Raw genomic sequence first — 18,197 nt, 5'->3', positions numbered from 1 at the left:
TAAACTTCGCAACGAAATCGAGATGACCGAGGGTTTACACCTAAACCTATATGAGTTAGATTTACGGCAATCAAGACGCACACCAACGTAAGGACGAGCCATGACTGAAGTCGGAGCACCCCGCGAGGAACGCATTCGCCGGACCTTGGATCACTTGCGCAACGACACCACGGACGATTTCGGACACCTCACGTGGTTCCGCCCCGAGGAATTCCGGGACACCGACATCGCCAAACTCGAACGCGACCGCATCTTCGGACGCGTCCCGTCGATCGTCGCTCACGGATCCGAGATCCCGAAGGCCGGCGACTTCTTCACCCTGCAGATGCCGCGCAACAACGTCATCGTCGTTCGCCAGCGTGACGGCAGCGTCAAGACCCTCGTGAATGTGTGCCGACACCGCGGCGCCATGGTCGAGAAGGAAGAGAAGGGTCGCTGCCGGCTCTTCTCGTGCCCGTACCATCGCTGGTCGTACGACACCGACGGCAGCCTGCGCACCATAACCCGCGAGAACACGTTCGGCGAGACCGATCAGTCGGACATGGGTTTGATCTCGTTGCCCACCGAGGAACGCCACGGTTTCATCTGGGTGGTGGACGACGCCGACGCCACCATCGACGTCGCCGACTGGCTGGGTCCGGACATGGATGCGATCATGTCTGGCTACGACATCGAATCGCTTACCTGCTTCCGCGCAGAAGGTTTCGACGAGCCGGTCAACTGGAAGCTCATGCAGGATGCCTTCCTCGACGGCTACCATATTCAGTACGCGCATCCGAACAGTGCCGCCAAGCACATCCATACAAACGTCATGGCATTCGAAGATTTCGGTCGCCACTGCCGCTTCGTCACCCCACGTAAGTCCATCGATCGCTGGATCGAGGAGGATCCCGGAAGCCGGAGCCTCGCGAACGACGTGACCGAGAGCCATCTCGTCGGCCCGAACAGCACGCTGCTTCGTCAACCCGACCACTTCCAGCTCCTGACATTCCGGCCGCACCCCACAGATCCGCAGCGTTGCCGAATGGAAATGCGTGTGATGGTTCCGCCCGTCGAAAAGACGGAGTTTTCGCAAGAGAAGTGGGAGCGCCGCTGGAACAAGAACTGGGAAATTCTCCTGGCCGTCCTGCATGCCGAGGATTTCCCACTGTTGCGCGACTCCCAGGTCGGTCTGACCAGTGCAAGTGCCGGCCGCATGGTGCTTGGCCAGAACGAGGTCGCAAACCAGGTATTCCGTCGCGAAACGCAGAAGCTGCTCGACCAGAACTGAATTGGAGATAACGCAAGTGGAAAGTGATCTGTTCGAGAGCGATCATCTGTTGTTCCGCGACTCCGTGCGCTCGTACGTCGAGAAGCACGTTGTACCCAACCTCGAAAAGTGGGACGCCGATCGTCTGATCGACCGCGAAACCTGGCTGGCCGCAGGCAAACAAGGGCTCCTGGGGTTGTCCGTCCCCGAAGAATACGGTGGACCAGGCGAGGTGGACTACCGCTTCCGCGTGGTCGTCCAGGCTGAAATCGCGCGGGTCGGAGCGTCAGCCCTTCAGTCGGGCTTCTCGACCAACGACGACATCGTGCTCAACTACCTGCTCCGCCACGCAAACGAGGAACAGCGCAGACGCTGGCTCCCCGGCTTCGTCACCGGAGAGACCATCGGCGCCATCGCGATGAGCGAGCCCGTTGCGGGTAGTGACCTGCGCGCCATCGGGACTACCGCCGTGGCGGATGGAACGGACTGGGTGATCAACGGTTCGAAGACGTTCATCACCAGTGGCATTCTGGCCGACCTGGTGATCGTGTTTGCCAAGACGGATCCCGACGCAGGCTCCCGTGGATTCAGCCTGTTTGTCGTCGAGGAAGGAATGCCGGGGTTCAGTCGAGGACGCAAACTCGACAAGATGGGCCTGCACGCGCAGGACACTGCGGAACTCTTCTTCGAGGACGTACGAGTTCCCCAGGAGAACCTCCTCGGCGAACTCGGATCCGGCTTCGCCTATCTGATGCAGAGTTTGCCTCTCGAGCGCCTGGGCATCGGTATCGCCGCCCAGGTCTCCGCGGAAGCGGTGTTCGGATGGACGCTCGACTACGTCAAGGAGCGCACCGCCTTCGGCAAGAAGATCGGCGAGTTCCAAGGCCTGGGTTTCACGTTGGCGGAATTGCAGACGGCGATCGAGGTCTCCCGGGCATACATCGACCGTTGCGTCCGTGCGCACAACGCCGGAACGCTCACGGCGGTCGACGCCGCGAAGGCAAAGCTGTGGGCCACAGAGTTGCAGGGACGAGTCAACGACGCCGGCGTTCAGTTCCACGGCGGGTACGGCTACATGATGGAGTACCCCGTCGCAAAGGCATACATCGACGCGCGCATCCAACGTATCTACGGTGGCACGAATGAAATCATGAAGGAAATCATTCACCGAGATCTACTGAAGGCGTAGCACTCTCATGACTGTGGGGTGGACCGGACCGGTCCACCCCACAGTCGTATCCGGAAAGCGGGGACACGATGATAGAAGAACACGCGATGCTGACCGTCAGCGCCGGCAGCGAAACCGACTTCGAAGCGGCGTTCCATCTCGCGAAGCCGGTGATGGAGTCTGCGCCAGGATGTCTGCGCGCCGATCTGATGCCCAGCGTCGACCGGAAGCACACATACCTGTTGCGGGTTCGGTGGGAAACGCTCGAATCACACACTCGAACCTTCCCGCGGACCGAGCAGGCCCGTGAATGCGGCCGCATATTACAACCTTTTCTCGCAGGTCCGCCGCGTGTGACGCACTACCTGACTCCGATCACTTCTCAGTGAACCGACTGCGCGGCCGCCCCTGATACCAGGGACGACCGCGCAGAGGGTTCAACGGATCAGACCAATTCCTCTGCTGATCTTCGTGATTCATGCGCTCGGTCGTCGGCAGGCGGCTGCAGCACAGAAGTGCGGACCAGGTGGTCGACCTCGGCGGAACTGAGTCCGAGGAGGGATTCCGCGATCTCGCGGGTCTGTTCGCCGGCGATCGGGGCCTGCCGAAGTTCCGGATCCGCGATGGTGCCGAAGCGAACCAGCCGAGTTGCGGCCGGTAGTTTCGCTGGGAGCAGACTATGTTCGATCTCGGTATAGGCATTGCGCGCCGTCAACTGAGGATCGGTGAGCAGTTCGGGAAGCCGTACCATCGCACCGGCCGGGATTCCCGCAGCCTGCAACTGGTTCATGGCCTCAGCCGGTGACCAATTCGAAAGCCACTGGGAAAGAACATGATCAACCTTGTCCCGATTGAGCACCCGAGCTGCCGACGTTGCGCAGTCGACATCCTCGACAAGGTCTTCACGACCGATCACTGCGCACAATCTGGCCCAGTCCTCGTCATCACGAACGGTGACAACACACCACTCGTCGTCGCCGGCACACGCGAAGACACCGGACGGTGCAGCATACGGATCCGAATTACCCGACGCGACAATCGATCCCGGAGCCAGCGACTCCGCGGTCAGCAAACTACCCAGATGAACAAGCGCGGTATCGGACTGCACCACTTCCACGATATTTCCGGTTCCGGTGTGCGCACGCTGGATCAGCGTGGCAAGTACTGCCACGGCCCCCGCTTGTGCAGCGATATGGTCCGGGTAGACCGTCGACCCGTCGCACAGCACTTCTGCGTCATCCGGATATCGCCACAGCGCCGACACTCCTCCGGACGCTCGTACCAGCGGTCCGTAACCCATGCGTTTGCTCCACGGTCCGGTACTCCCGAAGGCACTGGACTCGTGAACGATGATGCGCGGATTGATCTCGGCAAGTTCGTCGTACGAGAGCCCCATCGACTTCAGTGTGCCCGGCTTGAAATTGGCCAGAACCAGATCAGCGTCGGCAGCCAGTTGGCGGAACAGCGCCAGTCCCTCCGGACGTCGCAGGTCGACGCCAAAGCTGCGCTTGTTGCGATGCCCCCAGGCCACGGAGGCAGCGAGCGCCGATCCGCGCTTCGACTGACGAAGACCGTCCGGGAAATTAGCGTTTTCGATCTTGACGACGTCGGCCCCGAAGTCCGCGAACTGTCTGCCGAGTTCAGCGCCGAACACGACAACGCCCAGATCCAGGACACGCAGCCCCGCGAGAGGGCGTTCGCCGGATGCGCGATCCGCGGCGGGAACGGACGAGGGCCTCGATCGGGCCGCGACGGCCCCCTGATGCTCACCGAGTTGTGGTGCACGCGTGCGGAAACCGATGCGGTTCCCACCGATCGAACCGTAACCCGACGGCACCCGGGCATGCAGATTCGGTGCGATTTCAGCGTCGATCAGCGCGCCGGACGCCTGGAAGTGCTCAGCCGCAAGTACTTCGCTCGGTGCCAGGACGCCGCCGACCGGGATACCCCGCGCTGCGCCCTGGGCAACAAGTTCGTCCCTGGTCTCGCCGGCAAACAACTCGGCGATCAGCGGATGCAGCCGATCGGCCGCCGCAAAACGAGCCGGAATCGTGTCGTATTTCGGATCGGCGAATTCTTCTGGACTACCAAGCCATTCGAACATCGATCGCCACTGCCGCTTGGCCAGGAGGCAGATCCGCACCTGTCCGTCGGCGCACGCGAAGACCGGGTAGAAGTTGGAGGCGTTGGGCCGTCCGCGAGGAAAGTCCTCGGTTCGGCCCGCAGCGGCAGATCCCTGCGTCCCGAACCCCGGGTCGAACCCGTGGACGACAACTTCGTAGGCGGAGACGTCGATGATGTCGCCCCGGCCAGTGGTCAACCTGTTGTAGTAGGCCAGCAGCGCCGCCCAAGCGGCGTGCACGCTCACCGTTCCCTCGGCCAACCCCGCCGGCGGTAGCAGCGGCTCTCTGCCCGGCGCCCCGGATCGCGACAGCACACCGCTCATCGCATACAGGACCGGCTCGGTAACCGCCCAATCACGGTACGGGCCGGTGCGCCCGAACGGCGAGATGGACATCCACACGAGTTCGGGGTTGTGCACCGTCAATTCGGCTGCGCCGATGCCCCGTTCGTCCAACCAACCCGGTCGCAGTGATTCGATCAAAATATCGGCCCCGGCAGCGAGAGCGCGGAGCTCGCCGCGGCCGGACTCCGATTCCAAGTCGAGCACGATGCCAAGTTTGTTGGCATTGCGGAGAGCAAACGGAATGCTGACACCGCCGCGAATCGGCTCGGCCGTTCGTGATGCAGATCCGCCGGGCAACTCGATGCGGATCACCTCGGCACCGAGATCGGCGAGATACCGGCTGGTGGACTCACCCAATCCGTCGGTGATGTCCAGTACGCGTATCCCGGTCAGTGGTGTCGTCGGTGTTGTCATCGAATTGCTCCAATCGTCTCGCCGCGCGCGCGGCTGGGACCCTTCTGGCAGGTCAGCGAGTCGCGAGATAGATCGACTTCGCGCTGTAATAGGGCCGGAGTCCTTCCGGCCCGAGTTCACGGCCGAGTCCGGATGCTTTGACGCCACCGAACGGGGCTGCCAGATCCAATTCGTAGTGATTGACTCCGACAGTGCCACTGTGGATTTGCGACGCCAGGGCCAAACCGTGCTCTTCGTCGGAGGTCCACACCGTGCCGCCGAGGCCGTATTCGGAATCGTTGGCGATGGCAACGGCCTCCGCCTCGTCGCCATACGGAGTGATCGTCAGGACGGGACCGAAGATTTCTTCCTGGGCGATACGCGCTGCGTTGTCGACACCCTCGAATACCGTCGGCTCGACGAACCACCCGATCGGCTGATCGGAAGGCACCGCGCCGCCGGTCGTGATGCGGTAGCCGGCGCTCCGCCCGTCCTCGACGAACCCGAGAACACGATCGCGTTGTGCCGCGCTGACCAAAGGTCCTATCTGAGTCGACTTTTCGAGTGGATCACCGACCCGCAGAGCGCGAACGGTCTCGGTCACCGCCTCGACCACTGCGTCGTAGCGTGATCGCGGCGCAAGGATCCTGGTGCTGGCGTGGCAGGTCTGGCCGTTGTTGACCAGCGAGACTCCCAGCAGACCCGCGGCGAAAACGGAGAGATCTGCATCATCTGCCACGATTGCAGCGGATTTTCCACCGAGCTCGAGTGTGACCGGTCGCAACAATCGACCGCACACCTCGCCGATTGCACGCCCGGCCACAGTGGAACCGGTGAACGCGACCTTGTCGACATCGGGATGCTCCACGAGATAAGCACCCGCTTCCCGCCCTGCCGGTACAACATTGAGGACGCCGGCCGGCAAACCGGCTTCCTCTGCCGCCTCGGCAAACGCATACGCGTCGAGCGCTGTCTCCGGTGCGGGCTTGAGTACGACGGTGCAGCCCGCAGCCAGTGCCGGAGCAATCTTCATGGCAGCCAACGGTTGTGGATAGTTCCACGGGGTGATCGCGGCAACCACACCGACTGGCTCGTTTCGAACCACGGTCCGACCGCCGAACGCACTGGGCCGCACGTCCTCGGCGGGCGCATTCCGAATCAACGACGCGTAGTAGCTGACCATGACCGACGGACCGAAGCCGTTGACGCTGCCGGACAACGCAATAGGCATACCGTTCTCACGGCTCACCAGTGCCGCGGTCTCGCGGCCTCGGGACTTGAGAGCCGCCGCGAACCGGTCCAGCAGGTCGGCGCGCTCGGAGTTGTCGAGCGCTGCCCACGGGCCTCGCAATGCTTCCCGCGCCGCTGCCACCGCGGCGTCGATGTCACCGACGCCGGCCATCGCAGCGGTGCCGAGAACCTTCTCCGTCGCGGCCTCCACGACGTCGAAGCTTGCGCCCTGCAGCGGCGCGACCCATCGGCCGCCGATGAACAGCGATTCCCTGTTCACGCTCGTGTTGTCCGCGTTTCCCATGCCGGTCCTTTCGGGTGGTTCGATGAGCTCAGAGCGCGTCGGCGTGCGCAAACAGCGTCGAGCTGACGATCGGAGCCATCGGACCACCGATGAACAACGACGTCTTTGCATCTGCAACTTGATTGGTGGATGTGCCACGAAGCTGCCGCACGGCCTCGACTGCAAGTCCCATGCCGTTGACAAAGGAATCGGCGATGTTGCCGCCGCTGGTGTTGATCGGCAGCTTGCCAGTCGGTGCCGTCAGGTTTTCGACGGTCAGCACGTCGCCGGCCGCGGGGCCGGACGGCGCCAGCCCGTGATCGATCAGTGCCGAGACCGCCGGCCCGGAGAAGTTCTCGTAGACCTGGACGACGTCGACGTCGGACGGGCCGATCCCGGCTGCCGCCCACAGTCGATCTGCGACGCCGGGCCGGCCGTCTACCCCAGCGAAACCTGCACTCGTGTACTGGTTGTCGTTGTCGATGATCGATGAGTATCCGCCAGGCGCACCCTGCGCGCCGGCCAGAACGTAGGCCGGGGTCTGTCGAAGATCGCGGGCACGTTCCGCGGACACGAGAATCAAGGCAACTGCCCCGTCGCTCTCACGCGAGCAGTCGAACAGATGGAACGGCTCGGTGATGAGGCGCGAGTTCTCGTAGGTGTCGATATCGAGCGGTTGGCCGTATCCCTGTGCGGTGGGGTTGTTCTGGGCGTGCTGGTACGCGGCGAGCACGAGTGATCGCATCGCCTCGCGCGGCACTCCGTCATGTTCGAGCAGTCGTTGCGTGCGCAGGGCGCAGACCTGAGCCGGTGAGCCGACTCCGTGAGCGAGAAAGTGTGGGCCGTAGTGGTACTTGGCGTAGCCGAGGCGCCCGGTGTCCTCCTGCGACATCGCGCGATAGACCGCGACGACGTCAGCTTGCCCCGACGCGATCGCGACGACGGCATTGTTGACGGCCGCAGCGACGGTCCCGCCGCCGCCGCCCCACATCATGTTCGACCATTTCACGTCGTTCACCATGAGCGCGCCGCCAATGACCGCACCGTCGTTCGAACCGCCTGCGTAGGAGACGAATCCGTCGATCTCACGCGGCGAGATGCCGGCGTCGGCGCAGGCCGCGACTATTGCTTCCAGCGTCATCCGCTGCTCACCGTGCGGGCCTTCGCCCCGGCGGTAATGGTGTTCGGCGACTCCGACGACGGCAGCAGCTCCGCGCAATGCAATCGAGCTCATACCCGTCCTTCCTTACGGCTCCAACGCAGCATCGGCCACGTCGCGCCCTGATCAGTTTCGAAGTGTCCGACAACCGTGTCGCCGATCTGGACGGCATCCGCGTCGGCACCCGTGAGAATGCCGAGGACCCTGCGATTTCCGGCATCGGGAAGTTCCACGAGAACCGTCAGGTACGGAACCTTGGCAGCTAGTTCTGTCACGAACGGGTACCAACTTCGGGACCACGAGTACACGGTGCCAACCGGTTCGACCGCCTCCCAGTCGGGATCGAAAGTGTGGCATGAACCGCACATCCATTGTGGGCCCCAGATCCAGGTCCGGCATTGTGTGCACCGCTGCAATCGCAGCTCACCCGCGCGCAGTCCGTCCCAGTACGGCTGATCGAGTCCGTCCGCGGTCGGTCCCCACGGCTCTTCGCCGCTCACTTCGATTCACCTGCTGCGGCGAAGTTCTCGAGCCTGGCGGCCTTCCAGGATCCGTCGTGTAGCTCCCAGATCGAGCGCAATCCGATAACACCCGTCGGGGTGTTGTACACGGTCTCCCCGATGCGCAGATCGCCCTCGGCACGCACATCCTTGATCTCGTGGCTGTCCACGGCGCCACGTGGCACGACAACACCGTCGAATACGGTTGGGAGGTTCTCGGCGACCATGTCCGCGATCGCGGATTTCATGTCGCCGGACACCACGTAGCCCACATGGCGCTCGTACAGTGCGCGGAAGTCTTCGATCGACATTGCCGAACCTTTCTCCGATTATCGGATCCGTGTGCTCCTGCACCGAATCCCGCAATATTTTTACCTTAAGCCTTTAGATAAATGTGGTCAATCTACCGAAACCGAAAGGATCCGTCCGCGGATACCGAAACCTTTGCCTCAGCCACATCCGACTCCGTCATGCGGGCAAGCTCGTCAGCCTCGTCGGTCACCGCAAGCGTGCGTTCACCAGTAGCAATGCGGGCGGCAACAAAACCCTTCTCGGGCTTGCCCTCCCGGTCATGCACAACGGTGAAGGACTCGATGCTCGCGGCACCTTCGTACGACGTCAACGCTGTTGTTGTCGGTTCGGAATCAACTCGCGCCTGCACGTCTTCACAGCGGAATCCCGTCGCCGCCGGCTCGGTACGGTAAACGCCGAACGCATGCTTGCTCAAGTACCCACTGTTCGCGGTCAGCAGCCCCCACGCCCCCGGATCGGCTCGCAGTTTCGTGGTCAGTGTCGCGATCGCGTGAGTGCTGTAGTTGTTCCAGGGTCCGCCGGCAAATGTGAGTCCACCGGTCTGCGTCAGCGGCCGAGACGGATCGCCCAGCGCCAACCCCAACTCTTTTGCCGCAACCTGCACCGCAGACGGGAAGCACGAATACACGTCCACCAGGGAAACGTCGGCGATGCCGATCCCGGCCAGTTCGAGCGCGCGAGCACCGGCGATCCGAATCGCGGGCGAACGATCGAGCGCTGCGCGTTCCGCGACAGCATAGGTGTCGTGCGCTTCGGTTCCGGACTGCGGAAACACCCAGTTCTCGCGCGGAATACCCAGCTGCTGAGCGGTCCCGACAGAGCACATCAACAGGGCTGCAGCCTGTTCCACCATATTGTTGGAGTTGAGAAGCTTTGTATACGGCCAGGCGATCGGACGATTCTCCGGCGACGGCGTCGTAATCTCGGAAGGTGAGTACTCACGTTGCGTCCAGGCGTGCGGATTAGTGGCAGCAACTCGAGAAAATCCGGACCACAGCGAGCCGATGTGATCGCGATGGTCGGAATCCATACGGCCCGAGGAGATTCGCAGCGCCTGCTCGAACAACGGGTACAGATACGCCGGGCGATCGAGCCCGATGCGTCGTTCACTCTCCGCTGTCATCGGCACCTCGGGAACGAGGATCGGCGCCGACGGGACCGAATCGCCTTGCACCGTCCACTCCGGGCGCTCCCCCTTGGCGCGCAACTTCATTCGGGTACGCCACGACTCCGCACCACCGATCAACACGACATCAGCGCGTCCGGCTGCGATGTCCAGGGCTGCGCCGTTGACCAGAACCTGTGGCGAACTACCACCGCTACCGGTGTATCCGGTTGTGCGCGGCACCGCACCGATTCGCTCCCCGACAAGGGCGCCAGGATCGCGATACTTCCACGACAACATGCCGACGATGCGCACGGAGTCCACGAGCTCGAGCAGCCTTGCCGAGCCCGCTTCTGCTGCAGCCTCGCGAGCTGCCGAGACAATCAGATCTACCGGTTCGATGCCTCCGGAGCGCTCGTTGATCTGTCCGCCGCCGACCAGAATCGGGGTTCTCGGGTCAAGCGTCATGACATCACCGCGTCGAGGATCCGTTCGCGGTTCTCCGGTTTCGGCCAGCCGCCCAGAATCAACGTCGTCAGACAGGTCTTCTTCCATTTGCCGACAATTTCGTCGATGATCTTGTCAGCGGGTCCGACCAGAGCGACATCTTCCACCATCTCAGTGGGCACTGCCTGCGCCGCGAGCTCCGGACGGCCGCTGAGGTACAGCTCCTGAATCTCGGAACACACCTCGCCCCAACCCATTCGGGTAAAGACGTCGTTGTGGAAGTTCGCACCCTTTGCACCCATCCCGCCGGCGTACAGAGCAACAGTCGGTTTGAGCCTTGCGGCTGCCTTTTCGACGTCGTCGTGCTCGACGAGCCAGCACGTGTTGGCGATTTCGAAATCCGATTCGCTCCGGCGGGCACCATCACGGGCAAATCCCTCGGCCAGCGCCGCGCGGTAGAACTCGTCGCTCTTGGGCGAGAACCACAGCGGTGTCCATCCGTCGGCGATCTCCGCGGCCAACGCGACGTTCTTGGGCCCCTCAGCGCCAAGGTAAACCGGAATGTCGCTACGCAGGGGGTGGACGATCGACTTGAGCGGCTTACCGAGCCCGGTTCCGCCGTCGAACGGCAGTTGGTAGTGCCGGCCCTTGTACGCGACGGGCTTCTCACGGGCCCACACCGCACGCATGATCTCGACGTATTCGCGGGTGCGCTCGAGCGGCCTGGGATACGGCTGGCCGTACCAACCCTCGACGACCTGTGGTCCGGATGCACCGATCCCGACAATCATCCGTCCACCGGACAGATGATCAACGGTCTGTGCCGCCATCGCGAGTGAGGTCGGAGTGCGGGCGGACATCTGGCACACCGCAGTGCCCAGTTTGATCGACGTTGTCCGCGCGCCCCACCACGCAAGGGGCGTCAGCGCATCGGACCCGTACGTCTCCGCTGTCCAGAAACTGTCGACGCCAAGCGCTTCTGCCTCGTCCACCATCCGCTCGACGTGACGCGGCGGACCCGAGCCCCAGTAGCCTGCGGCAATTCCAACCTTCATGTGTGCCTACTTCAATCGTCAGGGGGTCAGGTACTAGTTGTTCCGGTACTCAGCTGGCCGCTTCTCGAGGAAAGATTGAACGGCTTCTCGGTGATCTTTTGTCAGGGCACTGAGAATCTGCGTGCGATTCTCCAAATCGATTGCGGCCCGCAGCGACGGCGCTTCGAGGTTCGACCACATGACCTCCTTGGTCATCCACACCCCGAACGGACTGTTCCTGGCGATGGCCTCGGCGGTATCGAGCGCAACATCGACGAGCTTGTCCGCGGGTTCGACCGACGAGGCGAGGCCGATCCGCTCGGCTTCGAGCGCATCGATGGAACGGCCGGTGAGCATGATCTGCGCCGCCCGGGAAAATCCGATCATGCGGGGAAGCAAGTAGCTCATGCCGATATCGCAGTTGGACAGACCCCGGCGAATGAATGCGGCGTGCAGCACCGCATCCTCTGACAAAATCCGGATGTCCGCCATGAGCGCAAGCGAGAGTCCCCCGCCCGCTGCGGCACCGTTGACCGCTGCAATGATCGGTGCCCGAACACTGCGGCACAGGTCGACAAGGCTCGCGATGTGCTGCTGAACCCGCAACCCGGCTTGCGCCCGCCCCTCCCCTTCAGCCGCACCAGGCGGTGTTCCATAGCCACGCAGATCCAGACCTGCGCAGAATGCCCGTCCAACTCCGGTGAGGACGATCGCGCGGACCGTGGAATCGCGGCGAACCTCGTCCAACGTCTGATACAGAGCCTCTACGAGGTCGGCGTTCATCGAGTTGAGAGTTTCCGGGCTGTTCAGTCGGATCACCAGAACGCCGGGACGAGGCTGCTCGGTAAGGATCAGGTCGGACATTGTGTTCTCCGTCTACTCGGCCCGGCGACCGGGGCATGGAACCGTCGTACGACGGAAGTGACTGTGAAGTCTCGACATCCACAGACTAAAGACATTAGATTAAAACCTCAAGACGTTAGATACAGAAACAATCGAAGGGGTTCTGCCACCATGACTGATCTCGCCGGAAAATCCGCCATCGTCACCGGAGCCGCAAGTGGCATCGGAGCTGCCACTGCCAGAGAGTTGGTGGCGCGCGGAGCCAAGGTTCTGATCGCCGATATCGACGATGTCCGCGGCGCATCCGTTGCCTCCTCACTCGGCGATTCGGCAATCTACCTCCACACCGATGTGACAAGCGAAACCGACATCGCCGCAGCGGTTTCCATTGCAGTCGACCGATTCGGACGCCTTGATTGCATGGTCAACAACGCCGGACGCGTCGGATCGTGGACGTTCCTCGAAGACACGTCGGCAGATGAATGGGACAACTCATTTGCCGTGCTGGCTCGCAGTGTGTTCTTGGGCTGCAAGCATGCCTCCCGGGTCATGCGTGATCAGGGCAGCGGCAGCATCGTCAATGTCTCCTCCGTCGCCGGAGTCCGAACGGGCTTCGGCCCGCATCCCTACAGCGCCGCAAAAGCGGCAGTACTGCAGTTGACCAACACCGCCGCCATGGAACTCGCACCCTTTCGCATCCGCGTCAACGCTCTGATCCCCGGCGGCGTCGCGACCAGGATCGTCGGGCACGGCTCCGGCCTGGAAGCGGACGCACTCGACAACAGTGTCGAATCCGTCCGCCGTGGCCTTCACAAATTCCAACCGATCCCGCGCGCCGGCGAGCCCGAAGACCTCGCGCAAGCAGTGGCATACCTGGCCTCCGACGGCGCGTCCTTCGTAACCGGACAACACATCGCCGTCGACGGCGGTCTCATGCTCGGCAAGAAGTGGCCGGCCAACTACCTCGAAGAGGCGCGTGCCGCCTCAACCCGGGTTTTCGAGGCCTGACCCGCAACGCGGTCCGGTTTCGCTACGTGAGTGTTCACGCAGCGAAACCGGAGGCGGCGGGCGTTCAGTTCGGCGGATGCTCAGGCAGAGCGTTGCTCGACCGCGCCGCCCAGGTACGACGATTCGAGCTCGGCTCGACGCAACAGCAAATCGTCCCGAGTTCCGGACATCACGACGGACCCGTGCCGCAGCACATAGCCACGATCTGCCGCCTCGAGCGCAAGCTCCAGGTGCTGCTCGACCAACACGACTGCGATGCCGGTTGTGTCGGCAAGTCCCCGAAGGATGCTCACCAGTCGAGCACAGATCATCGGTGCAAGACCCAGGCTCATCTCGTCGACCATGAGTACCTTCGGGCGTTGGCGCAGTGCGCGGGCCAGCGCCAACATCTGCTGTTCGCCGCCCGAGAGAAGACCGGCCCGTCGGTCGATCAATCGCTCCAGTTCCGGAAAGAGCTCGTAGACCTGCGCCAGTTCCGACTTTCCGCGCGCACCGGCGATGATCAAATTCTCACGAACAGTCAACCCCGAGAACAACGCTCGTTCCTCAGGCACATGAGCGATTCCGGCCTTGGTCGCCGCGTACGGACGCCCCGGCGTAACAACTCGCCCGCCGACGCTCACCGTTCCACCACGCGCTTTGAGAATCCCGGAGAGTGTGAGCAACGTGGACGTTTTTCCCGCACCGTTGCGTCCCAGTAGCGCAACCACTTCGCCTTCCTCGACCTCGAAGGAAACGTCTCGCACCGCGAGGGCCCGCCCGTAGCCTGCGGACAGATTGTCGACCGACAACACAGTGCTCATGCGCTTGCTCCCAGGTATGCAGTGCGGACAACTTCGGAGGACCCCACCTCAGCAGGCGTTCCGGAACCGATGACCTTCCCGAAATCGAGGACGTACACGCGATCGCAGACCGCAAAGACCAGATCGACGTCGTGGTCGATGAGCAGAATCCCGATGCCTTCGTCCGCAAGCGCTCGGATCGGCTCCACCAAGCCGATCGACTCGGACGAATCGAGTCCGGCCGCCGGTTCGTCGAGAAGAAGCAGACGTGGCTCCGAAGCCAGCGCTCGCGCGATTCCCACGAGTCGCTGATGGCCGTGCGAGAGATCCTCGGGATACGCCTGGGCGAGACCTTCGAGCCCGAATCGTTCCAGCAGAGCAACACTCGGGTCTGGCGCTGTGGATTTTGCCGCCACACTGATGTTGTCGGCCACCGACAGATCCTGGTAGAGCTCGAGTTGCTGGAAGGTTCGCACCACTCCGGTCCTGGCCCGTCGGTGCGGAGCAAGATGTGCAATATCGTTGCCGTCGAACATGACTCGCCCTGTGGACGGAACAAATCCGGTCACAGCGTCGATGAACGTCGTCTTGCCCGCACCGTTCGGCCCGATCAAACCGACAACCTCACCGCCCGCCACCGACAGATGTGCACCGTCGAGGGCTTTGACACCGCCGAAGGCTACCGACAGTTCTTCCGTCTCGAGCAACATCACGCCTCCTTCATTCCGGCGAGCACGGGAGCCTGGTCGGATATGCCCTCGAGTTCCGAATCATGCTCGGCGCCAGTCTTGGTACCGCTGGTTCGATGCAGTTTGAGTCGATGCACCATGCCTGCCACACCCTCGGGATTCATCACTGCACCCGCTACGAGAGCAATGGCAAGGATCAGCGATTCGTAATCACCGAGACCCAACCACTCGTCGAGTGCTATCGACACCAATCCACCGGAGAACATCAGTGCCGCAACCAGTCCACCGGACACGCTGGAGATTCCACCGATGTAGACGACCGCCACGAGCAGCAATGACGTCATCACACTGAAAGTCTCGAATGACAACTGTCCCTGCTGGTACGCCATCAGAGATCCACCGATTCCCGCGAGGAACGACGCAATCGTCGCGCCGATCAACTTGATGCGCGCAGCATCGATACCCGAAGCGGCAGCGGCGCGTTCACTACTGCGGACAGCGAGCATCTGACGGCCGAGCGAACTACGACGCAGCAACGCGACCCCGATCGCAACAACCGATGCAACAGCCAGAACGAGATACCCGAACACCGGTTGCGGGAACTCCCCACCCCCGCGGATACCCAATTCAATGCCGAACAAGGAAGGCTGCGCCACCGGAGACCCAGTGAGGCCGCCGGTGAATTTCGGATTCTTGAAGATCAACTCCTCGATGGCAACCGCCGCGGCAATTGTCACGACTGCGAGGTGCAAGCCGCGAACCCGCAACGCCGGAATGGACACGATCACACCAAGAATCGTCGCAACACCAGCCGACAGAATCATCGCGACGGGGAACGGCATCCAACTGTTGCCCCCGATCTTCGCGAGGGTGAATCCGGCGACTCCTGCCAGCGACATCTGGGCCAGTGATATCTGCCCGACGTATCCGGTGAGCACTACGAGCGACAGACACAGAATCGAGGCCGTCATCGTCGTGATGAGTCCAAGCCTCCATTGAGAACTCAGGAGCGGTATGGCCACCGCGAGCACAACGATCCCCACTGCAATGAGCCACGGCCTCATCGGCCCGGCCGGTGCGGGAGGAAGCTTCTCCTCAGCGGCGCCGCGACCGGGCAGTTTGTTGCCCATCACGATCAAAGCGATGATGATCACGAGGAAGGGCAGGCCTTGTTTGAGGCCGTTCTGCGGCAACCACGGCACGGTCTGGGTGATGTAGAGCAACATCGACTGAGTGGCACCGAGAATGAAACCACCTGCGACCGCCCACGGCACGGAGGACAGACGCCCGATAAGCGCCGCGCCGAGAGCCGGAACGATCAGCATCGTGTAGGTACCAGCCTCGAGTGAGGTTGTCGGGGCAATGAGGATTCCCATCGCGGTACCGCCGACGCCGGCGATCAACCAGTTGATCGCAGCCAAACGCTGCGGGCGATAGCCGAGCAGCACAGCAGCCTTCTCATTCTCCGCCGCACCTCTCGATGCCATACCGAAACGTGTTCTGCTGATGACAAAACCGAGTATCACCGCGAGAACAATCACGATCCCCGCGAGATAGAGCCGATCTGCCGGCATCTTTGCACCAAGGACCGTCACGGCGTCATTGGGCAGGATCGGAGCAACGGACCGAGGAACCGACCCGAACCGCACCAGTACCAACGCCTGGACCGCGAGCATCACACCAACCGAGACGACGACGCGGGCCAGCGGAGGCGCCGCATGAACCGGACGGAAGCACAGGGCGTAGATCACCAGCGTCAGCAGCGCCGAATGGAGAAGAACGACGGCAAAAGCCACCAGAACTGAAGGCCTGCTGCCAAAATCGATCGAACCGATCGGTAGCACCAACACTCCCGTGGTGCGAAGGTCGGCGAACTGATAGACACCGAACAAGATCATTGCGCCGTATCCGAAATTGATGATTCCGGACGCGCGGTACGTCAAGATGAGACCGAGAGCGAAGATCGCATAGATAGCGCCGGTACCGAGACCGAGCAAACCGAAGGAGAACAATTCCACAGCACACCTCCTTTGTGGCAAAGGGACATTCGAAGGAGACAACGCGCGGCGAGGATCAGATCGAGATACCCCGCCGCACAGGTTGTTTCCGGATTAGGGGACGATCCAACCGTCGGAGGCTTCAACCTGCTTGCCATTGTCAACGGTCACCATGCGCACCGTCGCGTTGCAGATCGTGGAGAAGCCTGCCAGCGCCGTACCGTCGCACACGACCGGGGAGTCCATGAAGCCTTCGACTCCGTCCGCGGACCGCAGTGCCGAACTGACCGTCGCGGTTGTCGGGTTATCACCGGCTTTTGCCAGGAACGCGGCCAAGGTCATGACCGAGCTGAAGCCGACCGGAGAACGACCACCGGCCTGATCGGAACTGATCCCCGCGTAACGATCCAACGCATCGAGGTAGAGCTGCACCTGCGGGTCATCACCATGCACCGCCGGGGTCAACAATTCCTGCGCGAAGTAGGCTCCTTCGGCAGCATTACCGGCGCTGGCAAGAACATTGGGGTCAAGGCATCCCGAACTGAACGCCAGCTTGCCCTCGTAACCGAGCGACCGAGCCGCCTGCATGATCTGTCCACACGTCGGAGCGACGAACAGCACTGAAAGAGCATCAGGATTGTTACGCGTTGCAGCGGTGACCACACTGGTGAAATCGGTGGCCGTCGGCGACTCCGGAACTACTGTGACGTCGGTGATTCCGTTCTTCGTCAGCGCGGCCTTGAACAGATTTGCACCCTGTTGTCCCGACGGCGTGTCGTTCACGACAACAGATACCGACTTCACGCCGTCCCGCGCCAGGAAAGCGGCCTGTGCCGCGTACTGCCCCGCCGAAGAACCGACAAAGGCAAAGACGTTCTCCCCGTTGTAATCGGTGCCCTGAATCGGGTTGGAAGCGACGTAGGGAATTCCGGCGGCATTGAGTACCTCGTACGCGGCCGGCCCCGAGAAGTCGAGACCCGTCATCGCGACGACCACTCCGGCACGGACCAACTCGTTTGCACAGCCCTGGGATGCTTCGGGCGATCCATTGGTGATACAGGTGTGGAGTTCGATCGGTCGGCCGTTGACACCCCCACCGTCGCGATTGACGTATTTGACCGCAGCCTCAGCTGCAATCCGAAGATCGGGGAATGAACCCGACGGCGCCTGCTCCTGGTTGATGTAGCCGACCTTGATCGGATCACCGCTGGCCGGGTTCGAACCGGGTCCGTCGTCGGCGCTACTGGAGCTACCGCAGGCGGTTGCCAGCACTGCGGCAGCGGCAAGGATCGATAGAGATGCAAGTGTCCGTGTGGATTTGGCCATCGAAGGCTCACTTTCGAGTTCGGAAGTCAGTGAACTGAACGCAGGGGTGCCGTACTGGGCCCAATGCGTACGACGGTATCTCGGGTGCATCCAGCGGCACCCCGTAACCTACACGCATTAGGTGTCATATGTCACATCAGGACCCGGACGTGTCCGGATTCTCGCAATCACCTAACACTCGAAAGATATTTCTACACAATATGTC

At 62.3% G+C, this 18,197-nt stretch carries 16 protein-coding genes; 4 read left to right on the top strand and 12 right to left on the bottom strand.

What is annotated here, in order from left to right:
* Window positions 1-100: 100 nt before the first annotated feature.
* From FFI94_RS04000 to FFI94_RS03990, 3 genes are all read left to right on the top strand, one after another.
* A complete protein-coding gene (locus tag FFI94_RS04000; protein WP_138871844.1) occupies window positions 101-1,270 on the top strand; it encodes an aromatic ring-hydroxylating dioxygenase subunit alpha in 1,170 nt (389 codons plus the stop codon).
* 16 nt (window positions 1,271-1,286) lie between these two features.
* Window positions 1,287-2,438, top strand: a complete 1,152-nt coding sequence (locus FFI94_RS03995) for an acyl-CoA dehydrogenase family protein (RefSeq protein ID WP_138871843.1) — start codon at window positions 1,287-1,289, stop codon at window positions 2,436-2,438.
* Between the two features lie 68 nt (window positions 2,439-2,506).
* The gene (locus tag FFI94_RS03990) at window positions 2,507-2,806 is read left to right on the top strand and encodes an antibiotic biosynthesis monooxygenase (protein ID WP_138871842.1); all 300 of its coding nucleotides are present in this window, start codon (window positions 2,507-2,509) and stop codon (window positions 2,804-2,806) included.
* Between the two features lie 56 nt (window positions 2,807-2,862).
* Here the strand turns inward: FFI94_RS03990 and FFI94_RS03985 are convergent, their stop codons facing one another.
* From FFI94_RS03985 to FFI94_RS03950, 8 genes are all read right to left on the bottom strand, one after another.
* On the bottom strand, window positions 2,863-5,298 hold the full coding sequence (locus tag FFI94_RS03985; RefSeq protein WP_138871841.1) for a CaiB/BaiF CoA-transferase family protein: 2,436 nt from the start codon (window positions 5,296-5,298) through the stop codon (window positions 2,863-2,865).
* A gap of 52 nt (window positions 5,299-5,350) precedes the next feature.
* Window positions 5,351-6,811, bottom strand: a complete 1,461-nt coding sequence (locus FFI94_RS03980; RefSeq protein WP_138871840.1) for an aldehyde dehydrogenase — start codon at window positions 6,809-6,811, stop codon at window positions 5,351-5,353.
* A 28-nt stretch (window positions 6,812-6,839) separates the two neighbouring features.
* The gene (locus FFI94_RS03975) at window positions 6,840-8,024 is read right to left on the bottom strand and encodes a thiolase C-terminal domain-containing protein (protein ID WP_138871839.1); all 1,185 of its coding nucleotides are present in this window, start codon (window positions 8,022-8,024) and stop codon (window positions 6,840-6,842) included.
* A complete protein-coding gene (locus tag FFI94_RS03970) occupies window positions 8,021-8,449 on the bottom strand; it encodes a Zn-ribbon domain-containing OB-fold protein (RefSeq protein WP_138871838.1) in 429 nt (142 codons plus the stop codon). The genes FFI94_RS03975 and FFI94_RS03970 overlap by 4 nt, the downstream gene beginning before the upstream one ends.
* On the bottom strand, window positions 8,446-8,760 hold the full coding sequence (locus FFI94_RS03965) for a hypothetical protein (protein WP_138871837.1): 315 nt from the start codon (window positions 8,758-8,760) through the stop codon (window positions 8,446-8,448). The genes FFI94_RS03970 and FFI94_RS03965 overlap by 4 nt, the downstream gene beginning before the upstream one ends.
* 92 nt (window positions 8,761-8,852) lie before the next feature.
* Window positions 8,853-10,334 carry an acetyl-CoA acetyltransferase gene (locus FFI94_RS03960; RefSeq protein ID WP_138871836.1) on the bottom strand — a complete coding sequence of 494 codons (1,482 nt, stop codon included), beginning with the start codon at window positions 10,332-10,334 and terminating at the stop codon, window positions 8,853-8,855.
* Entirely contained in the window at window positions 10,331-11,368 is a 1,038-nt protein-coding gene (locus FFI94_RS03955; protein WP_138871835.1) for an LLM class F420-dependent oxidoreductase, read from the bottom strand. Before FFI94_RS03955 ends, FFI94_RS03960 begins: the two co-directional genes overlap by 4 nt.
* A 33-nt stretch (window positions 11,369-11,401) precedes the next feature.
* The gene (locus tag FFI94_RS03950; protein ID WP_138871834.1) at window positions 11,402-12,211 is read right to left on the bottom strand and encodes an enoyl-CoA hydratase-related protein; all 810 of its coding nucleotides are present in this window, start codon (window positions 12,209-12,211) and stop codon (window positions 11,402-11,404) included.
* 150 nt (window positions 12,212-12,361) lie between these two features.
* Here FFI94_RS03950 and FFI94_RS03945 point away from each other — a divergent pair, with 150 nt between their 5' ends.
* Window positions 12,362-13,198 (top strand): glucose 1-dehydrogenase, encoded by an 837-nt coding sequence (locus FFI94_RS03945; protein ID WP_138871833.1) that lies wholly within the window; start codon window positions 12,362-12,364, stop codon window positions 13,196-13,198.
* Window positions 13,199-13,278: 80 nt separating this feature from the next.
* Here the strand turns inward: FFI94_RS03945 and FFI94_RS03940 are convergent, their stop codons facing one another.
* From FFI94_RS03940 to FFI94_RS03925, 4 genes are all read right to left on the bottom strand, one after another.
* Window positions 13,279-14,001 carry an ABC transporter ATP-binding protein gene (locus FFI94_RS03940; RefSeq protein ID WP_138871832.1) on the bottom strand — a complete coding sequence of 241 codons (723 nt, stop codon included), beginning with the start codon at window positions 13,999-14,001 and terminating at the stop codon, window positions 13,279-13,281.
* Entirely contained in the window at window positions 13,998-14,690 is a 693-nt protein-coding gene (locus FFI94_RS03935; RefSeq protein WP_138871831.1) for an ABC transporter ATP-binding protein, read from the bottom strand. Before FFI94_RS03935 ends, FFI94_RS03940 begins: the two co-directional genes overlap by 4 nt.
* Window positions 14,690-16,687: an ABC transporter permease gene (locus FFI94_RS03930; RefSeq protein WP_138871830.1), complete on the bottom strand. Its 1,998-nt coding sequence runs from the start codon at window positions 16,685-16,687 to the stop codon at window positions 14,690-14,692. The genes FFI94_RS03935 and FFI94_RS03930 overlap by 1 nt, the downstream gene beginning before the upstream one ends.
* Before the next feature lie 93 nt (window positions 16,688-16,780).
* On the bottom strand, window positions 16,781-17,992 hold the full coding sequence (locus FFI94_RS03925) for an ABC transporter substrate-binding protein (RefSeq protein WP_185993114.1): 1,212 nt from the start codon (window positions 17,990-17,992) through the stop codon (window positions 16,781-16,783).
* Between the last annotated feature and the right edge of the window lie 205 nt (window positions 17,993-18,197).

The organism is Rhodococcus sp. KBS0724 (assembly GCF_005938745.2).
In the GTDB taxonomy this organism is placed as follows: Bacteria; Actinomycetota; Actinomycetes; order Mycobacteriales; family Mycobacteriaceae; genus Rhodococcus_F.
This window is presented reverse-complemented; position numbering and strand designations above follow the sequence as displayed.

What these genes read in the sequence shown, in the direction of transcription:
- FFI94_RS03925 (WP_185993114.1), bottom strand. Translation starts at nt 17,992, where the DNA reads ATGGCCAAATCCACACGGACACTTGCATCTCTATCGATCCTTGCCGCT.
- FFI94_RS03980 (WP_138871840.1), bottom strand. Translation starts at nt 6,811, where the DNA reads ATGGGAAACGCGGACAACACGAGCGTGAACAGGGAATCGCTGTTCATC.
- FFI94_RS03940 (WP_138871832.1), bottom strand. Translation starts at nt 14,001, where the DNA reads ATGAGCACTGTGTTGTCGGTCGACAATCTGTCCGCAGGCTACGGGCGG.
- FFI94_RS03985 (WP_138871841.1), bottom strand. Translation starts at nt 5,298, where the DNA reads ATGACAACACCGACGACACCACTGACCGGGATACGCGTACTGGACATC.
- FFI94_RS03955 (WP_138871835.1), bottom strand. Translation starts at nt 11,368, where the DNA reads ATGAAGGTTGGAATTGCCGCAGGCTACTGGGGCTCGGGTCCGCCGCGT.
- FFI94_RS03965 (WP_138871837.1), bottom strand. Translation starts at nt 8,760, where the DNA reads ATGTCGATCGAAGACTTCCGCGCACTGTACGAGCGCCATGTGGGCTAC.
- FFI94_RS04000 (WP_138871844.1), top strand. Translation starts at nt 101, where the DNA reads ATGACTGAAGTCGGAGCACCCCGCGAGGAACGCATTCGCCGGACCTTG.
- FFI94_RS03950 (WP_138871834.1), bottom strand. Translation starts at nt 12,211, where the DNA reads ATGTCCGACCTGATCCTTACCGAGCAGCCTCGTCCCGGCGTTCTGGTG.
- FFI94_RS03960 (WP_138871836.1), bottom strand. Translation starts at nt 10,334, where the DNA reads ATGACGCTTGACCCGAGAACCCCGATTCTGGTCGGCGGCGGACAGATC.
- FFI94_RS03975 (WP_138871839.1), bottom strand. Translation starts at nt 8,024, where the DNA reads ATGAGCTCGATTGCATTGCGCGGAGCTGCTGCCGTCGTCGGAGTCGCC.
- FFI94_RS03945 (WP_138871833.1), top strand. Translation starts at nt 12,362, where the DNA reads ATGACTGATCTCGCCGGAAAATCCGCCATCGTCACCGGAGCCGCAAGT.
- FFI94_RS03990 (WP_138871842.1), top strand. Translation starts at nt 2,507, where the DNA reads ATGATAGAAGAACACGCGATGCTGACCGTCAGCGCCGGCAGCGAAACC.
- FFI94_RS03935 (WP_138871831.1), bottom strand. Translation starts at nt 14,690, where the DNA reads ATGTTGCTCGAGACGGAAGAACTGTCGGTAGCCTTCGGCGGTGTCAAA.